General features: G+C 44.7%; 15 protein-coding genes. 9 read left to right on the forward strand and 6 right to left on the reverse strand.

Annotated elements, in window-relative coordinates; all coding sequences use genetic code 11:
- Window positions 1-160: 160 nt before the first annotated feature.
- From porU to POW22_RS06050, 9 genes are all read left to right on the forward strand, one after another.
- A complete protein-coding gene (porU, locus tag POW22_RS06010; RefSeq protein WP_272831721.1) occupies window positions 161-3976 on the forward strand; it encodes a type IX secretion system sortase PorU in 3816 nt (1271 codons plus the stop codon).
- Window positions 3977-4054: 78 nt separating this feature from the next.
- Complete coding sequence (porV, locus tag POW22_RS06015) at window positions 4055-5206, forward strand: type IX secretion system outer membrane channel protein PorV (RefSeq protein ID WP_272831722.1); 1152 nt, start codon at window positions 4055-4057, stop codon at window positions 5204-5206.
- Between the two features lie 70 nt (window positions 5207-5276).
- Window positions 5277-5759, forward strand: coding sequence for a cytidine deaminase (gene cdd / locus POW22_RS06020; RefSeq protein ID WP_272831723.1), 483 nt, complete (start codon window positions 5277-5279; stop codon window positions 5757-5759).
- Window positions 5760-5868: 109 nt separating this feature from the next.
- A complete protein-coding gene (gene pdhA / locus POW22_RS06025; RefSeq protein ID WP_272831724.1) occupies window positions 5869-6867 on the forward strand; it encodes a pyruvate dehydrogenase (acetyl-transferring) E1 component subunit alpha in 999 nt (332 codons plus the stop codon).
- Between the two features lie 2 nt (window positions 6868-6869).
- The gene (locus POW22_RS06030; protein ID WP_272831725.1) at window positions 6870-8498 is read left to right on the forward strand and encodes a pyruvate dehydrogenase complex dihydrolipoamide acetyltransferase; all 1629 of its coding nucleotides are present in this window, start codon (window positions 6870-6872) and stop codon (window positions 8496-8498) included.
- Window positions 8499-8572: 74 nt separating this feature from the next.
- Window positions 8573-9250 (forward strand): SDR family NAD(P)-dependent oxidoreductase, encoded by a 678-nt coding sequence (locus POW22_RS06035; protein WP_272831726.1) that lies wholly within the window; start codon window positions 8573-8575, stop codon window positions 9248-9250.
- Window positions 9250-9846 carry a SprT-like domain-containing protein gene (locus POW22_RS06040; RefSeq protein WP_272831727.1) on the forward strand — a complete coding sequence of 199 codons (597 nt, stop codon included), beginning with the start codon at window positions 9250-9252 and terminating at the stop codon, window positions 9844-9846. Before POW22_RS06035 ends, POW22_RS06040 begins: the two co-directional genes overlap by 1 nt.
- A gap of 6 nt (window positions 9847-9852) precedes the next feature.
- Window positions 9853-10932, forward strand: a complete 1080-nt coding sequence (locus POW22_RS06045) for a mannose-1-phosphate guanylyltransferase (protein WP_272831728.1) — start codon at window positions 9853-9855, stop codon at window positions 10930-10932.
- Window positions 10933-10935: 3 nt separating this feature from the next.
- Window positions 10936-12402: a DUF389 domain-containing protein gene (locus POW22_RS06050; RefSeq protein WP_272831729.1), complete on the forward strand. Its 1467-nt coding sequence runs from the start codon at window positions 10936-10938 to the stop codon at window positions 12400-12402.
- A 47-nt stretch (window positions 12403-12449) separates the two neighbouring features.
- Here POW22_RS06050 and POW22_RS06055 read toward each other — a convergent pair whose 3' ends face one another.
- From POW22_RS06055 to POW22_RS06080, 6 genes are read right to left on the reverse strand one after another with little or no spacing between them, the layout of a single operon-like run.
- A complete protein-coding gene (locus POW22_RS06055) occupies window positions 12450-14084 on the reverse strand; it encodes an FG-GAP-like repeat-containing protein (RefSeq protein WP_272831730.1) in 1635 nt (544 codons plus the stop codon).
- Window positions 14085-14136: 52 nt separating this feature from the next.
- Entirely contained in the window at window positions 14137-14910 is a 774-nt protein-coding gene (locus POW22_RS06060; RefSeq protein ID WP_272831731.1) for an ABC transporter ATP-binding protein, read from the reverse strand.
- Window positions 14910-15656, reverse strand: a complete 747-nt coding sequence (locus POW22_RS06065) for an MlaE family ABC transporter permease (RefSeq protein ID WP_272831732.1) — start codon at window positions 15654-15656, stop codon at window positions 14910-14912. Before POW22_RS06065 ends, POW22_RS06060 begins: the two co-directional genes overlap by 1 nt.
- A 46-nt stretch (window positions 15657-15702) precedes the next feature.
- The gene (locus POW22_RS06070) at window positions 15703-16782 is read right to left on the reverse strand and encodes an alkaline phosphatase (RefSeq protein ID WP_272831733.1); all 1080 of its coding nucleotides are present in this window, start codon (window positions 16780-16782) and stop codon (window positions 15703-15705) included.
- Window positions 16783-16831: 49 nt separating this feature from the next.
- Window positions 16832-17689 carry a glycosyltransferase family 2 protein gene (locus POW22_RS06075; protein WP_272831734.1) on the reverse strand — a complete coding sequence of 286 codons (858 nt, stop codon included), beginning with the start codon at window positions 17687-17689 and terminating at the stop codon, window positions 16832-16834.
- Window positions 17690-17746: 57 nt separating this feature from the next.
- Window positions 17747-18292 (reverse strand): methyltransferase, encoded by a 546-nt coding sequence (locus POW22_RS06080; protein ID WP_272831735.1) that lies wholly within the window; start codon window positions 18290-18292, stop codon window positions 17747-17749.
- Window position 18293: the final 1 nt, after the last annotated feature.

Raw genomic sequence — 18293 nt, forward strand, 5'->3', positions numbered from 1 at the left:
ACGTCTTATCTTCAACATTATTCTTATTTGATACTCGCAATGGCCCGTAGGCCATAGGATAACGCAGTATTTACAACTTTAGTATGCTATGTAGAAAAAAAATACATTGAAGCCTTATTTTTGTAAATACTAATACGTCATTTACGACGTTTTGAATGTGATGACCAAAAAAATTGCTTTTCTATTTCTGCTTTTGCCCTTTTTGGGCTTTGCGCAGCAAAACGCTGTCGTACTGCCTTGGCAATCGCAACAACAACTCAATCCAGAAGCTACGGAGATACCTTTGCGCAATGTTGATCAATTGGCAGGCGCTACGGGTTATCGTTACTATAAACAATGGGAGGACAATCAGATCGTCAATCCCAATTCCTTGCAGATCTCAAATTTGAAGTTTGTACCCTTAACTGCTGCGGAGCGCGAAGGCTTGGTGACCGATCTTGTTCCTAAGTCCGTCACGGCTACCATAGAGACAGCAAGGGCTAGGGATAAGCAATATTCGGTGATCAGTATAACGCCCATTATCAATAGATCTGGACGCTACGAAAAGTTAATTTCTTTCTCTGCAGATTACAGCTATCAAGCAACGGCAGGTGTAAAAAGCACCTCGCTACCCATTACCAATTCTGTATTGGCCACGGGGACTTGGTATAAATTTCAGATCGATCAAACAGGAGTCTACAGAATTTCCAGAAGCTTTTTAGCCTCACTGGGAATGAATCTGGACGGGATCGATCCAAGTACCATAAAGATATACGGGCACGGCGGGAAGCCGCTTCCGCTGCGAAATAATGAGAACGACGCCTTTGACCTTCCGGAAGTGGCCATTCAGGTTATAGGAGGAGAAGACGGTAGTTTTGATTCTGGCGATGAGATCTTGTTCTACGGTGTTGGAACCCGTGGTTATATCCCAGAGCTCGATACGAATATCAATCCTTATAGCGATGAGGCTTACTACTATATTACCGCTGGAGGAACTCCCGGTCGTCGCATAGCTCCGCTCACTGAGCCTGATGGAGCTCCAACTGCCGTGATCACACAATTTGACGATTATCAATTCTTTGAAGAGGACGACTTTAGTATTGTCAATGTAGGCCGACGTTGGTTTGGTAACCCTTTTGAAATAGAGAGTGAGCAAACCTTTGAATTCGCCTTTCCGAATATTGTTGGGGGCACCGATATGGCTATGGTGATAAAAACTGCCGCTGCTTCAGAATCGGTTACCACTATGGATGTTTCGGTTAATGGCTCGCCTCAAGATGTTCTGAGCTATGTAGCTATAGGATCTGTTGCCTTGGCAGCTGGCGATAATTATATAGGAATGGTTCCAGCAAGCGGAGAAGAAGTATCCGTTACCCTTACCTACAATAACGCGGGCAATCCTGCCAGTTTTGCTTTCTTGGACTATATCGGTATCACTGCAAAACGCCAACTTACAGGAGTGGATGGGCAATTGCCATTTCAATACAATGACGCCGCCGGAATGACTGGTATTGGGCAATACAGCCTGAGCAATGCCAGCAACTATACGCAGATCTGGGACGTGACCGATCCACGTAACCCGTTAGCTAAGGCGACTGAGGGGTCGGCTACCGTTGATCTCAAAGCGAATTTGGGCCAGGTGCGTCAGTATTTGGCGGTGACCCCAAATGATTATTTTTCACCCATTCGTGCTGCAGAGACCTTTGTGGCCAATCAAAACCTCAAAGGGACTTTGATGCAAGACTCCAATGGTGAATTTCAAGACATTGACTATTTGATCGTTGCTCCACCTTTTATGATGCAACCGGCATTGCGACTTGCTGCTCATAGAACAGACCGCGATGGCTTGCGTGTAAAAGTGGTCTCTACAGATCGCATCTACGAGGAGTTTAGTTCTGGCGCGCAAGACATTGGAGCCATTAGAAATCTGGTCAAATATATTTATGACAATGCCTCTAGCAGCGGCAATCGCTTAAAATACCTCTGTCTGTTCGGTGATGCCTCTGTAGACTATAAGGATCGCTTGTTCAACAACAACAATACTGTACCTACCTATCATACCTATAATAGTTTTAACACCTTAGCCGGGTATATGTCAGATGACTTCTACGGCATGATGGATCCGACAGAAGGGCGCATGGAATCTACCAACCTGTTGGATATTGCTGTTGGGCGTATCGTTGCAGACGATGTGGCTCTGGCCAACACCATGGTAGATAAGTTGATTCGTTATGACAACAAACCAGCATTCGGGAACTGGAGAAATAACTTTGTTTTAGTTTCTGATGATGTTGATGAGGTCTTTGAGTACAATACCCTAGAGGTGAGTTTGGATAATTTAGGAGATGATATTGCGACCAACAAGCCCTTTATTAACGTAAAGAAGATCCATACCGATGCCTTCTTACAGGAAACCTCTGCGGGTGGAAACCGTTATCCGGACGTAAATGAAGCCATTGTGAATTCCATAGACGTGGGTACCTTGGTGTTGACCTATTTGGGACACGGTGGAGAAGACGGTTTGGCCAAGGAATTCATCTTTACCAAAGACGATGCAGAAGGCCTGCAGAATACCAACAGATATCCGCTTATAGTTACAGTGACCTGTGAATTCTCCCGATTCGACAATCCGCTAAGACCCACGGCTGGAGAGTTTACTTATTGGAATGAGAACGGCGGAGCCATTGCCTTGATCACCACTACACGTACTATTAGTGTGGGCTTGGGGGTAGATTTCAATAATATTTTGGCGCCACTGCTTTTTGCTTTTGGCTCTGATAATTTTGATGCACCTTCAGAATCACTCAGAAAGGCTAAGAACTTACTTATTTCAGATGAACGCAGACGGGTAGTATTCTTTGTGGGAGATCCTGCCATGCAATTGGCCTTCCCAAAACAACAGATCCGTCTCAATACGGTAAATGGAATTCCGATCACTGCAGCTACGGATACCTTAAAGGCTTTGAGTCGTGTTAAACTCGGTGGAGAAGTGCTGTCACCTACAGGGGCGCCCTTGCCAGATTATAACGGTGTGGCGCAGATCAAAGTATTTGACAAGAATGTTCAGCGACAGACTTTGGGTAATGACGGAGTGACCGGGACAGACGGGACGCTTTTAATTTTGGATTATCAAACATTGGGGTCAGGACTCTTCAATGGCCAAGCCACAGTGACCAATGGGCAGTTTGAAGTGGAGTTTGTCGTACCGAGAGATATTGCCCAACCCGTGGGTAATGGACGGGTGAGCTTGTATTCTGAAAAGGACAATGCCTTTGAAGATCAGGCCGGCTTCAACGAAGACATTCGTGTGGGTGGTCTCGATGAGAATGCACCAGATGATAATCTAGGCCCAGAGATTCAACTCTTTATGAATGACGAGAGTTTTGTCAATGGAGGTATTACGAATGACTCTCCGATCCTCATAGCCAAATTAATGGACGAGCACGGGATCAACACGGCCAGTGGAATTGGTCACGATATGCTTGCCATCTTAGATGGCGATGAGGCCAACCCTATCATTTTGAACGATTACTATTTGGCGGGTGTGGATGATTTCACAGAAGGATCGGCCAACTATCGTCTCAGAAATCTAGAAGAAGGACCGCACACCCTCACCCTTAAGGCGTGGGATACCTATAACAACTCCAGTACGGCAGATATTCAGTTTGTAGTGGCTGGAGATGATGAGCTCCGCTTGGAACGAGTGCTAAATTACCCGAACCCCTTTGTCAACTACACCGAGTTTTGGTTCAATCACAACAGGCCATTTGAGCCTTTAGAAGTTCAAGTTCAGGTCTTTACCGTGAGTGGAAAAGTGGTTTGGACCAAAAATCAAGTGGTCACTACCGATGGATTCCTTTCACGAGATATTGTCTGGGATGGGCGCGATGATTTTGGAGATCGCATTGGGAAAGGAGTCTACGTATACAAACTAACAGTAAAATCAACCCTGACGAATCAGCAAGTAGAAAAATTCGAAAAACTGGTCGTCTTATAAAACGGAACAATGAAGTCCTTGAAAAAGTTCAAATGACTTCGAAAAATAAATTTATATTTGCTCAAACGACGAAATCTCATGAAGAAAATATGTATAGCCCTAGTGATGTTGATGATTGCAGGGAAATCAATGGCCCAGGAAACGGCAGAACAACGAGTGATCACCACAGGTGTTCCTTTTTTATTAATCGCTGCTGATGCTCGTGCCGCTGGTCTTGCCGATATGGGTGTGGCTACTGGAGCGGACGTTTTCTCACAACAGTGGAATCCGGCCAAATACGCCTTTTCGCTTTCTAAGCAGGCGATTGGTGTTACCTATACACCTTATCTAAGTCAATTGGTAAACGATATCTTCTTGGGTAACGTGACTTATTACAATCGTATCAATGAAAACTCAGCCGTAGGTGCTTCCTTCCGTTACTTCAGTAATGGTGAGATCGAACTGCGTGAAACGGCAGGACAAGAGCCATTGATCGTTCGTCCTAACGAATTTGCATTAGACCTGTCTTATTCATTGCGTTTGAGTGAGCGTTTCTCTATGGCAGTTGCCGGACGCTTCATCAACTCTAACCTTCGTTTTGATCAGGTAAATGACGCGAGTGCCGCAAGTACTTTCGCTGTAGATATTGCCGGTTACTATCAGAGTGAGGAAATTGCATACAACAGCTTTGACGGACGTTGGAGAGCTGGTTTCAATATCTCTAACATCGGTCCTAAACTGAGCTACGGAGACGATGCTCCAGATAACAACATTCCAACCAACCTTTCCATTGGTGGTGGATTTGATTTCATCCTAGACGAATACAACCGTATTCAGGTGATGGCAGAGATCGACAAGCTGTTGGTGCCAACACCACGTGATTTCAACAATGACGGTGTGATCGACCAAGAAGATGCTCAAGCTTATGAAGACATCAGCTTCCTTTCTGGAATCTTTGAGTCGTTCGGAGATGCTCCTGATGGATTTTCAGAAGAATTGAGAGAAATGCAATGGGCATTAGGTGCGGAGTACTGGTACCAAGATGTATTCGCTTTTAGAGCGGGTTACTTCAATGAAAGTGAAGACAAAGGATTCCGTAAATTCTTCTCCCTGGGAGCAGGATTCAAATACACTTCCTTAGCTTTTGACGTGTCTTACTTATTCTCAACGTCTCGTTCAGTGAGTCCTTTGGAAGGAACGCTTCGTTTTGGTTTGACCTTCAACTTTGGAGATACCTACGACGAGTACTAGAAAAACAAAAACATTTAAAAAGGCTATCCAATGCGGATAGCCTTTTTTGTCTCTAAACAATTCATTGTGCATGAAAGAACAGAAGATCACCACCAGTTTTGAGGTATATCCCGACTTGGAAGCCCTTCCGGTTGAGGCCAAGTTTCTCATGCAAAAAGCCATAGCAGCTCGAGAGGATGCCTATGCCCCTTATTCTAAATTCAAGGTAGGCGCGGCTGTCGCTTTAGAAAATGGAGTTTATGTCATCGGTAGTAATCAAGAGAATGCTGCATATCCTACGGGACTCTGCGCCGAACGCGTCGCCGTCTTTAGTGCTGGGGCGAATCACCCGGGAGTATCTATAACTCAAATTGCAATCACCGCCTCCGCCTCAGACTATGAATTAAAAGAACCGGTTACTTCTTGCGGAGCTTGCAGACAAGCCTTGTTAGAATACGAACACAAACAGGAATCACCCATTGAGATTTTCTTTATGGGAGCCTCCGGTAGCGTGGTAAAAACCAAGTCGGTAGGTAATCTTTTGCCATTAAATTTCAACAGTTCTTTTCTCTAAAACGTTTTCGTTGCGAAAATAAATTTTGGGGGTTTTTCATATCCTTGGGAAAACCGTATTTTTGTTATTCTGTTACTGAAAAATTGTACTGAATAATTCAGAGCGACTCATGAAAAAAATCACCAAAAAAACATACCTCGACTGGTACGAAAACATGCTTTTCTGGAGAAAGTTCGAGGATAAGCTTGCACAGGTTTATATCCAACAAAAAGTTAGAGGATTCTTACACCTGTACAACGGACAAGAAGCCGTCCTAGCAGGAGCGCTTCACGCCATGGATCTGAGCAAGGACAAAATGATCACTGCATACAGAAACCACGTTCAGCCTATCGGGATGGGAGAAGATCCTAAGCGCGTTATGGCAGAACTTTACGGAAAGGCTACTGGAACCTCTCAAGGTTTGGGTGGATCCATGCACATTTTCTCTCCGGATAAAGGTTTCTATGGAGGTCACGGTATTGTAGGAGGACAGATTCCTCTAGGTGCCGGTTTGGCCTTTGCAGAAAAGTATTTTGATAAAGGCGGAGTTGTACTGACCTATATGGGTGACGGTGCTACGCGTCAAGGTTCTTTGCATGAGACCTTCAACTTGGCTATGCTTTGGAATCTACCGGTGGTTTTCTGTGTAGAGAACAACGGATACGCTATGGGTACTTCTGTAGAGCGTACCGCCAATCACTCTGAGATCTGGAAACTCGGTTTGGGTTATGAAATGCCTTGTAAAGCGATCGATGGAATGAAGCCAGACGTAGTTGCTCGCGAAATGGATGAAGCCATTGAGCGTGCTCGCAGCGGAGGAGGACCAACATTCTTAGAGATCAGAACCTACCGTTACCGCGGACACTCCATGAGTGATGCGCAGCACTACAGAACCAAAGAAGAAGTAGCTAAAATGCAAGATGAAGATCCTATTGCCTATGTGCTGGATATCATCTACAAGAAAAAATACGCTACAGAAGACGAAATCGCGGAAATTGATAAGCGCGTTAAGGATAAGGTGGCGGAATGTGAGAAGTTCGCAGAGGAGTCGCCGTATCCAGACAAGAACGTAATGTACGACGTTGTTTACGAACAAGAAGATTATCCTTTTTTACCGCATAAACTATAACAATGGCTACAGTAATTAACATGCCCAGATTGAGCGACACCATGGAAGAAGGTGTTGTTGCAAAATGGTTGAAGCAGGTTGGAGATTCCGTGTCAGAAGGAGATATCCTTGCGGAGATCGAGACTGATAAGGCAACCATGGAATTCGAGTCATTTTACGAAGGGACTCTTTTGCATATTGGAATCCAAGAAGGTGAAACTGCTGCGGTAGATACCTTGTTGGCCATTATTGGAGAGTCTGGAGAAGATATTTCAGGATTGTTGAATGGCGAGTCAGCTGATGCCGATTCGAGCAGTGAAACAGATTCTGAGCCAACAACTGAAGAATCTCAAGAAGCACCAGCGAACGACGACGGAGGTGCGGTAAGCATCCCTGACGGAGTTGAGGTGATCACCATGCCGCGTTTGAGTGATACCATGGAAGAAGGAACGGTTGCTACTTGGCTGAAAAAAGAAGGTGACGAGGTTGTTGAAGGAGACATCCTTGCAGAGATCGAGACCGATAAAGCCACTATGGAATTTGAATCTTTCTACGCCGGTACGCTTTTGAAGATCGGGATCCAAGAAGGAGGAACAGCTCCAGTGGATGAGGTATTGGCTATCATCGGCCCTAAAGGAACCGATGTAAGCGGCATCATAGAAAATTATGGCAAATCTGGCGGGCAGTCTGCTCCAAAGAAAGAGGAAACAGCTCCTGCTCCAGAGAAAAAAGCAGAGGCTCCTAAACCGGCCGCTGCTCCAGCCCCAACTCCGGCTCCAGCAGCTCCTGCTGTAGCTAATGACGGGGGACGCATTTTTGTGTCGCCTTTAGCCAAGAAGCTTGCTGAAGAACGGGGAATCAATCTAGCCACTGTAAAAGGAAGCGGGGAGAACGGGCGTATCATCAAGCGTGATATTGAGAACTACCAACCAGTTGCTGCAGGCGCCCAGGCATATACTCCTGCTGGAGAAGAAAGCTTTGAAGAGGTTAAGAATTCGCAAATGCGCAAGACCATTGCCAAGCGACTTGGTGAATCTAAATTCACAGCGCCTCATTACTATTTGACCATTGAGTTGGATATGGATCACGCTATTGCAGCGCGTAAAGCGATCAATGCGGCTCCAGACGTGAAGATCTCTTTCAACGATATGGTGGTGAAAGCTTGTGCTATGGCTCTGAGAAAACATCCACAGGTCAATACACAATGGGCCGGTGATGTAACTAGAATTGCTAAGCACATTCATATTGGTGTTGCCGTAGCTGTAGATGACGGTTTATTAGTTCCTGTATTGAAATTTGCAGATCAAATGACCTTCTCCCAGATCGGAGCCAACGTGAAAGAGCTTGCAGGTAAAGCGAGAAACAAAAAGTTGACCCCTCAAGAAATGGAAGGCAGTACCTTCACAGTTTCTAATTTAGGTATGTTTGGAATTCGAGAATTCACATCCATCATCAACCAACCGAACTCGGCCATCCTTTCTGTGGGAGCCATTGTTCAAAAGCCGGTTGTAAAGGACGGAGCTATTGTTCCGGGCAATGTGATGACTGTTACTCTAGCTTGTGACCACAGAACTGTGGATGGAGCTACAGGAGCAGCTTTCTTGCAAACCTTGAGAACTTATATTGAGAATCCGGTGACCATGTTCGTATAAGAACATCAGCATCGTGTAAATAAAATAAACCTGCTTGCGGCCCTAGGGTTCAAGCAGGTTTTGTAATTTAAAGCATGGGAAAAAACATAATTATTACAGGAACCAGCCGTGGGATTGGTTTGGAATTGGTTAAACAATTTACTGCCGATGGGCATCGGGTTTTTGCCTTGTCCAGAAACGATGCGCCTACAGCGTCTATTATTGGGTGTTCAAGTATTTCCTGTGATCTAACAATTGAAGATCAGATACAAACCTCAGTGGCTCAGATCCTATCAGAAGTAGATCAAATAGATATCTTAATCAACAACTCAGGACTTTTAGTCAATAAACCTTTTGGGGAGCTCACGGCTATTGATTGGTTGCAATCCTACAGTGTTAATGTCTTTGGTGTGGCGCTTTTAACGCAAGCGGTATTGCCCGCTATGCCCAAGGATGGACATGTGGTCAATGTGAGTAGTATGGGTGGAATTATGGGTAGTGCGAAATTCCCTGGCCTCACTGCTTATAGCTCCAGTAAAGGTGCTTTGATCACTATGACCGAAGTGCTTGCAGAAGAATTCAAAGAAAGTGGTCCATCATTTAACGTGCTGGCTTTGGGTGCTGTTCAAACAGAAATGTTAGAAGCTGCTTTCCCGGGCTATCAAGCTCCAATTACTGCCGCTCAAATGGCAGACTACATAAAGACCTTCGCACTTAGCGGAAATACCATGTACAACGGCAAGGTGTTGCCTGTATCTTCTTCAACTCCTTAATGGAAGCTGTTTTAGAAAAGTATATTCCCAAGGCCGCAGTTCCATTATGTTTGGAGCTAATTAAAAAGAATGGCGTACATTTAAAGATCGTGAATCAGCGCGTGACGCGACACGGAGACTACCGTCAAATGCCAGACGGGAGTCATCAGATCACTGTCAATGCGGGATCAAACCCCTACAGATTCCTTATCACGTTGGTCCACGAAATTGCGCATCTGGTCGCATTTAAGACGTACTCTCGTCGAATCAAACCGCACGGAAAGGAGTGGAAGCGTACATTTACATCACTGATGCTTCCGTTTATAAACACGCAAGTGTTTCCATCAGAGTTGTTGCCGCTTTTGGCCTTGCATTTTAAGAATCCAAAAGCCAGCAGTGATACGGATGCGAGATTGGCTTTGGCGCTCGGTGCATACGATCCGCCAAGCGATGATAAATTTATTTTTGAGATTCCTCCTGGAGGCGTTTTTAGAATTTACAATGGAAAGATCTTTAAGCGCGGTAACAGAAGGGTAAAACGTTATGAATGCGTGGAGTTGGCTACCGGACGGATGTACCTGTTTAGCCCGAACGCAAAAGTTGAACCGATCAGCTAAAACATTATGAACAAAGATTATTATGCGGTCATTATGGCCGGAGGAGTAGGTTCCAGATTCTGGCCAGTGAGTACTTCAGCGTATCCAAAACAGTTCCACGACATGTTGGGTACGGGAGATTCTTTAATTCAAAAAACATTTAAAAGATTGTCGCGCTTGGTGCCAGAAGATCAGATCTTGATCTCCACCAACGACAGTTACAAAGATCTTGTGCAAGAGCAGTTGCCACAGGTGAGTGATGCGCAATTGGTCTTAGAACCCGTAATGCGAAACACGGCGCCTTGTATTTTGATGGCTGCTTTAAAGATCCATAAAGAGAACCCCAATGCGGTTATGGTGGTTGCGCCTTCTGATCATTGGATTGAAGACGAGCAGGCCTTTACAGACAATATTAAGACCTGTTTTGAGGCGGCTGCCCAGGAGGACATTTTAATGACCTTGGGAATCAATCCAACCTTCCCGAATACCGGATACGGTTATATTCAGTATCAAGGCGAGGCTCAATCGGCAGTAAAACCAGTGATTCGCTTTACAGAAAAGCCAGACTATGAAACTGCTAAGGCTTTCTTAGCGGAAGGTAATTACGTTTGGAATTCGGGTATGTTCATTTGGAGCGTAGCCAGTATTGTTAAAGCATTTGAGACCAGATTACCTGCTATGCATGCTTTGTTTATGCAAGGCATGGAGGTTTATAATACGGATAAAGAATTCGAATTTGTTGGAGCTCGATTCCCAGAGGCGGTAAACATCTCCATTGATTATGGAATTATGGAGCAAGCCGATAACGTGCGTGTTCTGCCAGCGACCTTTGACTGGAATGACCTCGGAGCGTGGGGTGCACTCTACGATAAACTTCCTAAGGACAATGACAATAATGTAGTGGTTCGTGCCAAAGCACAACTCAATAACGCTACTGGAAATATGATCTACACTGCGGGTGAAAAGGTAGTGGTGCTCGAAGATCTGCACGATTTTATCGTCGTGGAGAAAAAAGATGTCCTTGTGGTAGTTCCAAAAGCGAAAGAACAAGAAATTAAGCGTATCTTAAACCAAGTGAAAGAAAACTTCGGAACCGATTACGCATAATTTATGGAGCAACAATCACAGCAACCTGACGACGCCAAAACTCAGGAGCAAAAAGAACATATTAGAAAAGAAGCCAAGGGGCTTTTCAAAAGTGTCCGCCAATTCGTGGTGGACATCTTTGACTTTAGGGGTGATACAGACAGAGAAACTACCGTCAATGCCGTAAAGGCAGATATTCCGTTTAAAGGGGCGACTGCTTGGATTCTGATCTGTTCCATTTTTGTGGCCTCTGTTGGACTGAATGCCAACTCTACAGCAGTAGTAATTGGAGCGATGCTTATCTCTCCTTTAATGGGTCCTATTTTAGGTATTGGACTCTCCATTGCCATTAATGATATTGATACTCTGCGCAAGTCTTTGATCAACTTCGGAGTGATGGTGGTGCTCAGTGTGCTTACGGCCTTCCTGTTCTTCTGGCTGTTTCCGTTGCGGGAAGAGACCTCAGAGCTTTTGGGAAGAACCCGACCGGATTTTAGGGATGTGCTTATTGCCTTCTTTGGAGGTCTGGCATTGATCATTGCCCGAACCAAAAAAGGGACCATCGCCAGTGTGATCTTTGGTGTAGCTATTGCCACCGCATTGATGCCACCGCTATGTACGGTAGGCTATGGTTTGGCGGAATTCATTAAAGAGAACCCAAACGGATTGTCTTTTGCCCTGGGGGCTTTGTACCTCTTTAGTATCAACACGATATTTATCGCCTTGGCGACCTTCATTGTGGTTAAGGTGCTCGGATTCCCAATGATCCGTTATGCCAACAGTAAGCGTCGTAAACGCATTGCGCGTTTTGCCTCAGTCGCGGCTTTGATCGTGATGTTGCCTGCGGGATATACCTTTTACAATGTGATCAAAGAGAGTCGCTTCAATGAGGCGGCCAAGAACTTTATCAATAACGAGCTCAATAGTTTGGCCAATGCCAATTATATCAAGCGTAATGCGACCTTTGATTATAACAACGGTCAAGGGGGTTCTATTGTGATCACCACTTTTGGTCAAGACAATATACCAGAAAGCACAGAAGCTGTCTTAAGAGGGCGTTTACAGGCCTATAAACCTTTGGTTGATGCGAAGTTTGAGGTGAATCAATCGCAGTTTCAAAACGGTTTTGAAGACGAGCTGCGTTATATGGAACAATTGCGTACACGCGATTCCTTGGATTTACTCAGTCAGTCTCAAAAGATCCAATACTACGAACAAGAGTTGCTCAAGCTGCGCATGTTAGAAAGAGATCTCATTCCATTTCAAGATATCTGCGACGAGGCGCGTATCAATTATGACGCCTTAGCGAGTATTCAATATGCCAAGACTTTTGTCAATGACTTTAAAAAGATTGATACCTTGAATGTCTTTGCGATACGTTGGAACGATTCCTTGCCTTTGGATCAACGACCGGCGTACACTAAAAGACTTACCAATTGGTTGAAATTTAAACTCAAGGCAGATACCTTAGTGGTTCAAGAATTACAATAAAAAAAAGCGCCGAAAAGGCGCTTTTTTTTGTTTTCTATCTCGAGGGCTTATTGCTTGATAAACTGCTTGCTTACCGCTTGGCCTTCAATCTCTAATTGGATCAAGTAAACTCCTTTATTCAATCCAGAAACATCAATACTGTTGTTTTGGTCAACAGTTGCCTCAAGTACGCGTCTGCCGTTGGTGTCGTATACAGTCACGGCAGTATCAGCTAGATTGTTCAAAGAGAATTTTAAGCTGTTTACAGCAGGGTTTGGATATACTTGCAAGCCGTTGATCTCAAAATCAGTTACCGCCAAAGGAGAGTCTCCTTCTGTGTAAACGTGCGTGGTGTTGATGTCTGGGTTCAGGTATTCGTCAACATTTCCACTAGGCCATTTGATGATCAATTTGTCAATATTTCCAGCAGTACCTAATCCGAAATGCCCCGTAAGGCTGCTCATATGGCTAAAGCCAGTTCCGGAACGGATCTCGCGAATTTGGATTCCCCAGTCTCCGTAGATCTCGATACGAGCTCCAATTCCTTGAATATTACTTTCTACACCGACTAGTTTGGCTTTTACCCAGTTGTTGGAGTTTCCGGAGTTGATCCAAAGGTCGTTGTTACGCACAACGTCCAAGAAACCATCGTTGTTCAAATCTCCGATTCCACCTTCATCAAAAGGAAGATCATAACCGGTGAAGGTACCGTCACCGTTGTTGAGGTATAATTCACGAGCAAGCTCCGAAAAGATATCTACAAAACCGTCGTTGTTAAAATCTGCAGCTTGATTTTCCCAAGCACCAAGATCGTTCGGATTGATCCCTGTAGAGCCAATGATGTCTACAAAGTTTCCGTTTCCGTCGTTTTGCATAAAACGGTTCTGGTTAGTGTGATTTACAATAAAGGCGTCAAAGTCACCGTCATTGTCAAAGTCTTGGAATACAGTAGACCAGCTTTGCGCGTTGTCACGCATTCCAATATCTAAAGCGTTTTCTGTGAAGGTTCCATCTCCGTTGTTGGTGTACATGGCATTATCCCGGTCTGGATCACCAGCACTCGCACCACCTTTACATTTGGTCAAGAACATATCGGTATCCCCGTCATTGTCGTAGTCTACCCAAAGAGAAGCGTAGTTTCCTGGGCGGTCCAAGGTAACGATCAGAGTTTGATCCATCACCAAGTTTCTGCTCCCGTCATTGCGGTATGGGTGTGATTCATCAACATCGTGACAAACAAAGGCATCCAAGTCTCCATCGTTATCAATATCGATTACATTAGAGCGCTGTGAAAAGATATACGTACTATCACTGTTGTCATAAGTGAATCCGCTAATCGTGGTTCCGTCTGTTGAATCCGCATATAAGAAGGACGCACGGTTTCCGTTACCCAAAACAAGGTCGGTAAAACCATCTCCGTCAATATCTCCAGCCGCAATACTCCAAGTTGGAGGAGAGGCGATACTCATGGAGAAAAATTGTGAGGTAAAAGTTCCGTCAGGATTCTGGAAGTCAATTCCAACACCTCCGCCAGAAACACGGACGTAATCGTCTAGGTTATCGCCGTTCATATCAACAGCAGTTTCCGAACCTGAGGTAGGGTAAGACGCGATCAGATCGTCTTCATTGGTAAAGCTAACAGTTTGAGAATACATGGTTGCAACAGCCAAAAGAGCAGCTGCGCAGAGCGTAATTTTTTTCATATTATCTTTTTAGAGGCTTAAATGTACTGTTTTTCTGGAACTTGACTCCGGTTTATCTGGGAGCATTTTCCTTGAGCTGTACTTCTCGGATCTTTTTGAAGAGGTTGGACGAATACACAAAATTGGTCACGTCCTTGTTATCGGTTTTAAAGATCTCGTTGTTGGAACCTTGCCAAACCAGGTTTCCAAACTGCAGAAAACAGATTTTTTCACCGATCTCCATTACGGAGTTCATGTCGTGGGAGTTGATCACGGTGGTGATATTGAATTCACGGGTGATCTCTTGAATGAGGTTGTCTATGAGGATGGAAGTACGCGGATCAAGTCCAGAATTGGGCTCATCGCAAAAAAGGTACTTCGGGTTGTTGACTATAGCGCGGGCAATGGCTACACGTTTTTGCATCCCTCCAGAGATCTCTGAGGGGAATTTTTTATTGACGTTTTCCAGGTTGACACGAGCCAGTACAGTGTTTACACGGTCTAAGAGTTCATCCTTCTTTTTATTACTGAACATGCGCAGGGGAAACATCACGTTTTCCTCTACAGTCATGGAATCAAAAAGTGCGCTGCCTTGAAAGACCATCCCGATGTCTTCTCTCAGGTCGCGTTTTTCGTCGTCATTCATGTCTTGAATGGCCTTGTCTTGAAAAAAGATCTTTCCTTTCTCCGGAGTGAATAATCCTAAGAGACATTTTAAGAAGACCGTTTTTCCAGATCCGCTGGAACCGATAATCAAGTTGGTCTTACCCTGTTCAAAGGTTGTGCTGATTCCTTTTAGAATTTCCTCAGACCCAAAGCTCTTATGTAATCCTTCTACGCGTATCATTAGCTCAGTAACATTTGGGTGATTAAATAATTCATCAGAATGATCAATACCGAGGTCCAAACAAAAGAGTTGGTGTTGGCTTTACCTACTTCCAAGGCTCCACCTTTCATGAAGTATCCTTGCCAAGAAGGAACAGTAGCTAGTATGAAGGAGAATACAAAGGTTTTGATAAACGCATAGGTCACGTGGAATGGGGTAAAGTCCGATTGCAGCCCTTGAATAAAGGCGTCGCTTGTGCTGAATCCACCGTAAACTCCGGCAACCCATCCACCAACAATACCGATGAACATAGAAATACCAATGACCAGTGGGAAGAACATAAGCGCTATGATCTTTGGGAAGACCAAGTAATTCAAGGAATTGATCCCCATAACTTCTAAGGCGTCTATCTGTTCGGTAACACGCATAGATCCAATACTCGAGGTAATTGCAGATCCTACCTTACCTGCCATAATGATGGCCATAAACGTAGGGGAGAACTCCAAGATGATGGATTGTCGTGTTGCGAAACCAACCAAATAGGCTGGGATCAAAGGGTTGGAAATATTCAATGCCGTTTGAATAGCCACTACGCCGCCCACAAAAAAGGAAATGAATCCAACAATACCCAAGGAATTGATCACCAGTTCGTCTACCTCTTTTAGAATGAGGTCACGCAGTACAGAGGCCTTAGTAGGCCTGCTAAATACACCGCGTAGCATAATAAAATACGAGCCGATGTCTGCTAAATACTTCTTTGGATTCATCTATAAGCGAAGGTACTAATTATTTAGGCGTAAAGACAGCCGCTTTCTATTTTAGCGCTGCAGCGATCTTGTGAAAGATATCTGTGTTCTCATAGATACCTGTGAAGTTCTCAGCGCCTGGGCCAAAGGCCAAAACAGGGATCATAGTCGCTGAATGTCCTCCGGTAGAAAAGCTCGGAGCAATACTGTTGTAATTGCCTTCATTAGCAGCTAAAGTAAATCCGCCAGTTTCGTGATCTGCCGTTACTATGACCAAGGTCTCACCATCCTTCTGCGCGTAGTCCAATACAGCGCCTAAGGTGTTGTCAAAGTCCAACATTTCTCCTATTAGATAATCTGCATCATTATCATGGCCGCCCCAATCTATCTGTGAGCCTTCTATCATTAAAAAGTAACCGTTCTCATTCTGAGACAAACATTCAATACCTTTTAAACTGGCTTGGGTTAAGAAATCTCCACGGCCTTCAATGAACTTAGGCAGTGCGTTAGAAGCAGCAAAGATCCCCATCTTTTCTGTTGTGGCTGATGGAATGGCCGTGGTGTCAATCACAAAGCCTTTGTTTTTTAATTCACTCAATAGGTCTTGCTCATCACTGCGTTGATTGAAATACTTGAGTCCGCCTCCGGCAAAGTAGTTCAACTCAGATTCAACAAGATCTAAAGCAATGTCTTCATGCATGTTTCTAGAAACAACGTGCGCATAAAAACTAGCTGGTGTAGCATGAGTGATGGTTGAGGTAGCTACAACGCCGCTACTCATGTTTTGTTTTACCAGCATTTCTGGAAGATTCTCTATAGCTGTGCTATCGCTGGCCACACCAATGGCGCCGTTGTATGATTTTGCGCCGCAGGCAAAGGCAGTAGCCCCAGCCGCAGAATCTGTGATCAATTGGGCAGAAGAGGAAGTTTTGATGAGGCCTACTACGGGGAATCGTTCCAGGTTTGGAGTTCCTTCTTTGTAGAATTGTGCTGAAGACATCTGACTCAGCCCCATCCCGTCTCCGATTAATAAGATCACATTCTTAGGACCTTTAGGTTCTGAGCTAAGGGTAGCTTCTTTTTTAGATTCTTGATTTTGACAACTCAAAAGCAGTACGCTTAAGAGCAGGTAGCCCAATAATTTCATGTCTAAGATTTTTGTAAAAATACAAATACCCTAGCAGCTAGAAGTATCGCTAGCGACCAATTAACTTTTGGGTAATACTGCGGTAGCGTTGTTTGCGCATAAAGGCTCCTTGTGGTTTGTCCAGTAAAAAGGAATCCCCGCGCATCCACGCCTTGAAATACCCAATGATGGTGTTAAAAAAGAAGGCTGCACTCTTTTTGCGAATTGCCATCTTTAAACTCGCTATGACTGTCAGCAGTAAACGATACCGCATGCGGTAAAATGCTTGTCCTTGTTTGTAACGGGCTTTCTTATTATAGGTTTGCCCAGTGGGCTTGAGGTGTTTTACAGCCAATTCCTCTAAGGTAACTACCTGCCAACCGTAGTATTTGGTCAGTAGTTCGTCAACGGTGTCCCAGCCCATGGCCTCTACCAAACCACCAATTTGTTCAAAACAGGCTTTTCGATAGGCTTTTAAGGCTCCGCGGATGTGGTCCTTGCTGGTCAGGTTCTCCAACACCCAATCTCCTTTATCAAGAATGTGGCAAAAACCACCCACCATCCCGATCTTGGGGTTGGATTCAAAAGTGGTTTTGTGCAATGCCAGATAGTTTGAAGGAAAAATGAGATCTGCATCATATTTACAGATGATATCTACTTCTGGGTCCAGCTGTTGTAAGCCAAAGTTAAAAGCTGCAATAACCTTGGAGCCGGGCAGGTGTCCTTCTTGTAGGCTGGGTTTTTGTATCAGTTTTAACTGCGGATGGGATTGAGCGTACTCAGATACGATGCTGGGGGTCTCATCCGTTGATCCATCATCAACCACAATGATCTGCGCTGCGCCGTAGCTTTGATTCAAGAGAGAATCCAAGGTCTGGCCAATGTGATCAGCTTCATTATGTGCAGGGATGATAATGCCAAATTTCATCAGAAGTAGCTTTTACTGCTGAAAGCGAAAGTAAAGAAAAACCAGAACAAGTCTGTCTTAATAATTGCCTACTTGTCCTTTGGAGGGGCGTTGCGCATACACCAAATAGTAACGTGGCGTAAAGCGTCTTAAAAAAGGCCGTATCCCGATCTTTTTGGTCGGATTGGTGAACTTCTGGCGTTTGGTGATCTGCCAACCTGCTTTTTCCAACAGCCAATCAAACTGCCAATCTTCAAACTCGTGATAGTGGCGGTCGCGCTCGTCAGTCTTGCTTTGGTACGCACTGGCAAACCAAAGTTTAAGCGGTACAGAAGCCACTAAGTAATTTGCGGAAGATTCTTGCAGCAGGGTAAAGGGAGCCACCAAATGTTCTAAGATCTCAAAGGCCGTAAGCACTTCACGGTCGGTGTTCTTTACTGCGGAAACGTCCAGGTCAAGATCTTCACCAGTGGTGTTTTCAACGTCATAACCGGCTTCCGTCATATAGGCAGTAAACGGATTGGTCACCCCGAGATCTAAAATCTTTTTATCTGTAGGGACAACCTCCTTTAAAAAATCTAAAGTGAGCTGATAGCGCTTCTTAGGAAGCTTGCCGTCGTACATA

The organism is Gilvibacter sediminis, assembly GCF_028561565.1.
Classification (GTDB): domain Bacteria; phylum Bacteroidota; class Bacteroidia; order Flavobacteriales; family Flavobacteriaceae; genus Gilvibacter; species Gilvibacter sediminis.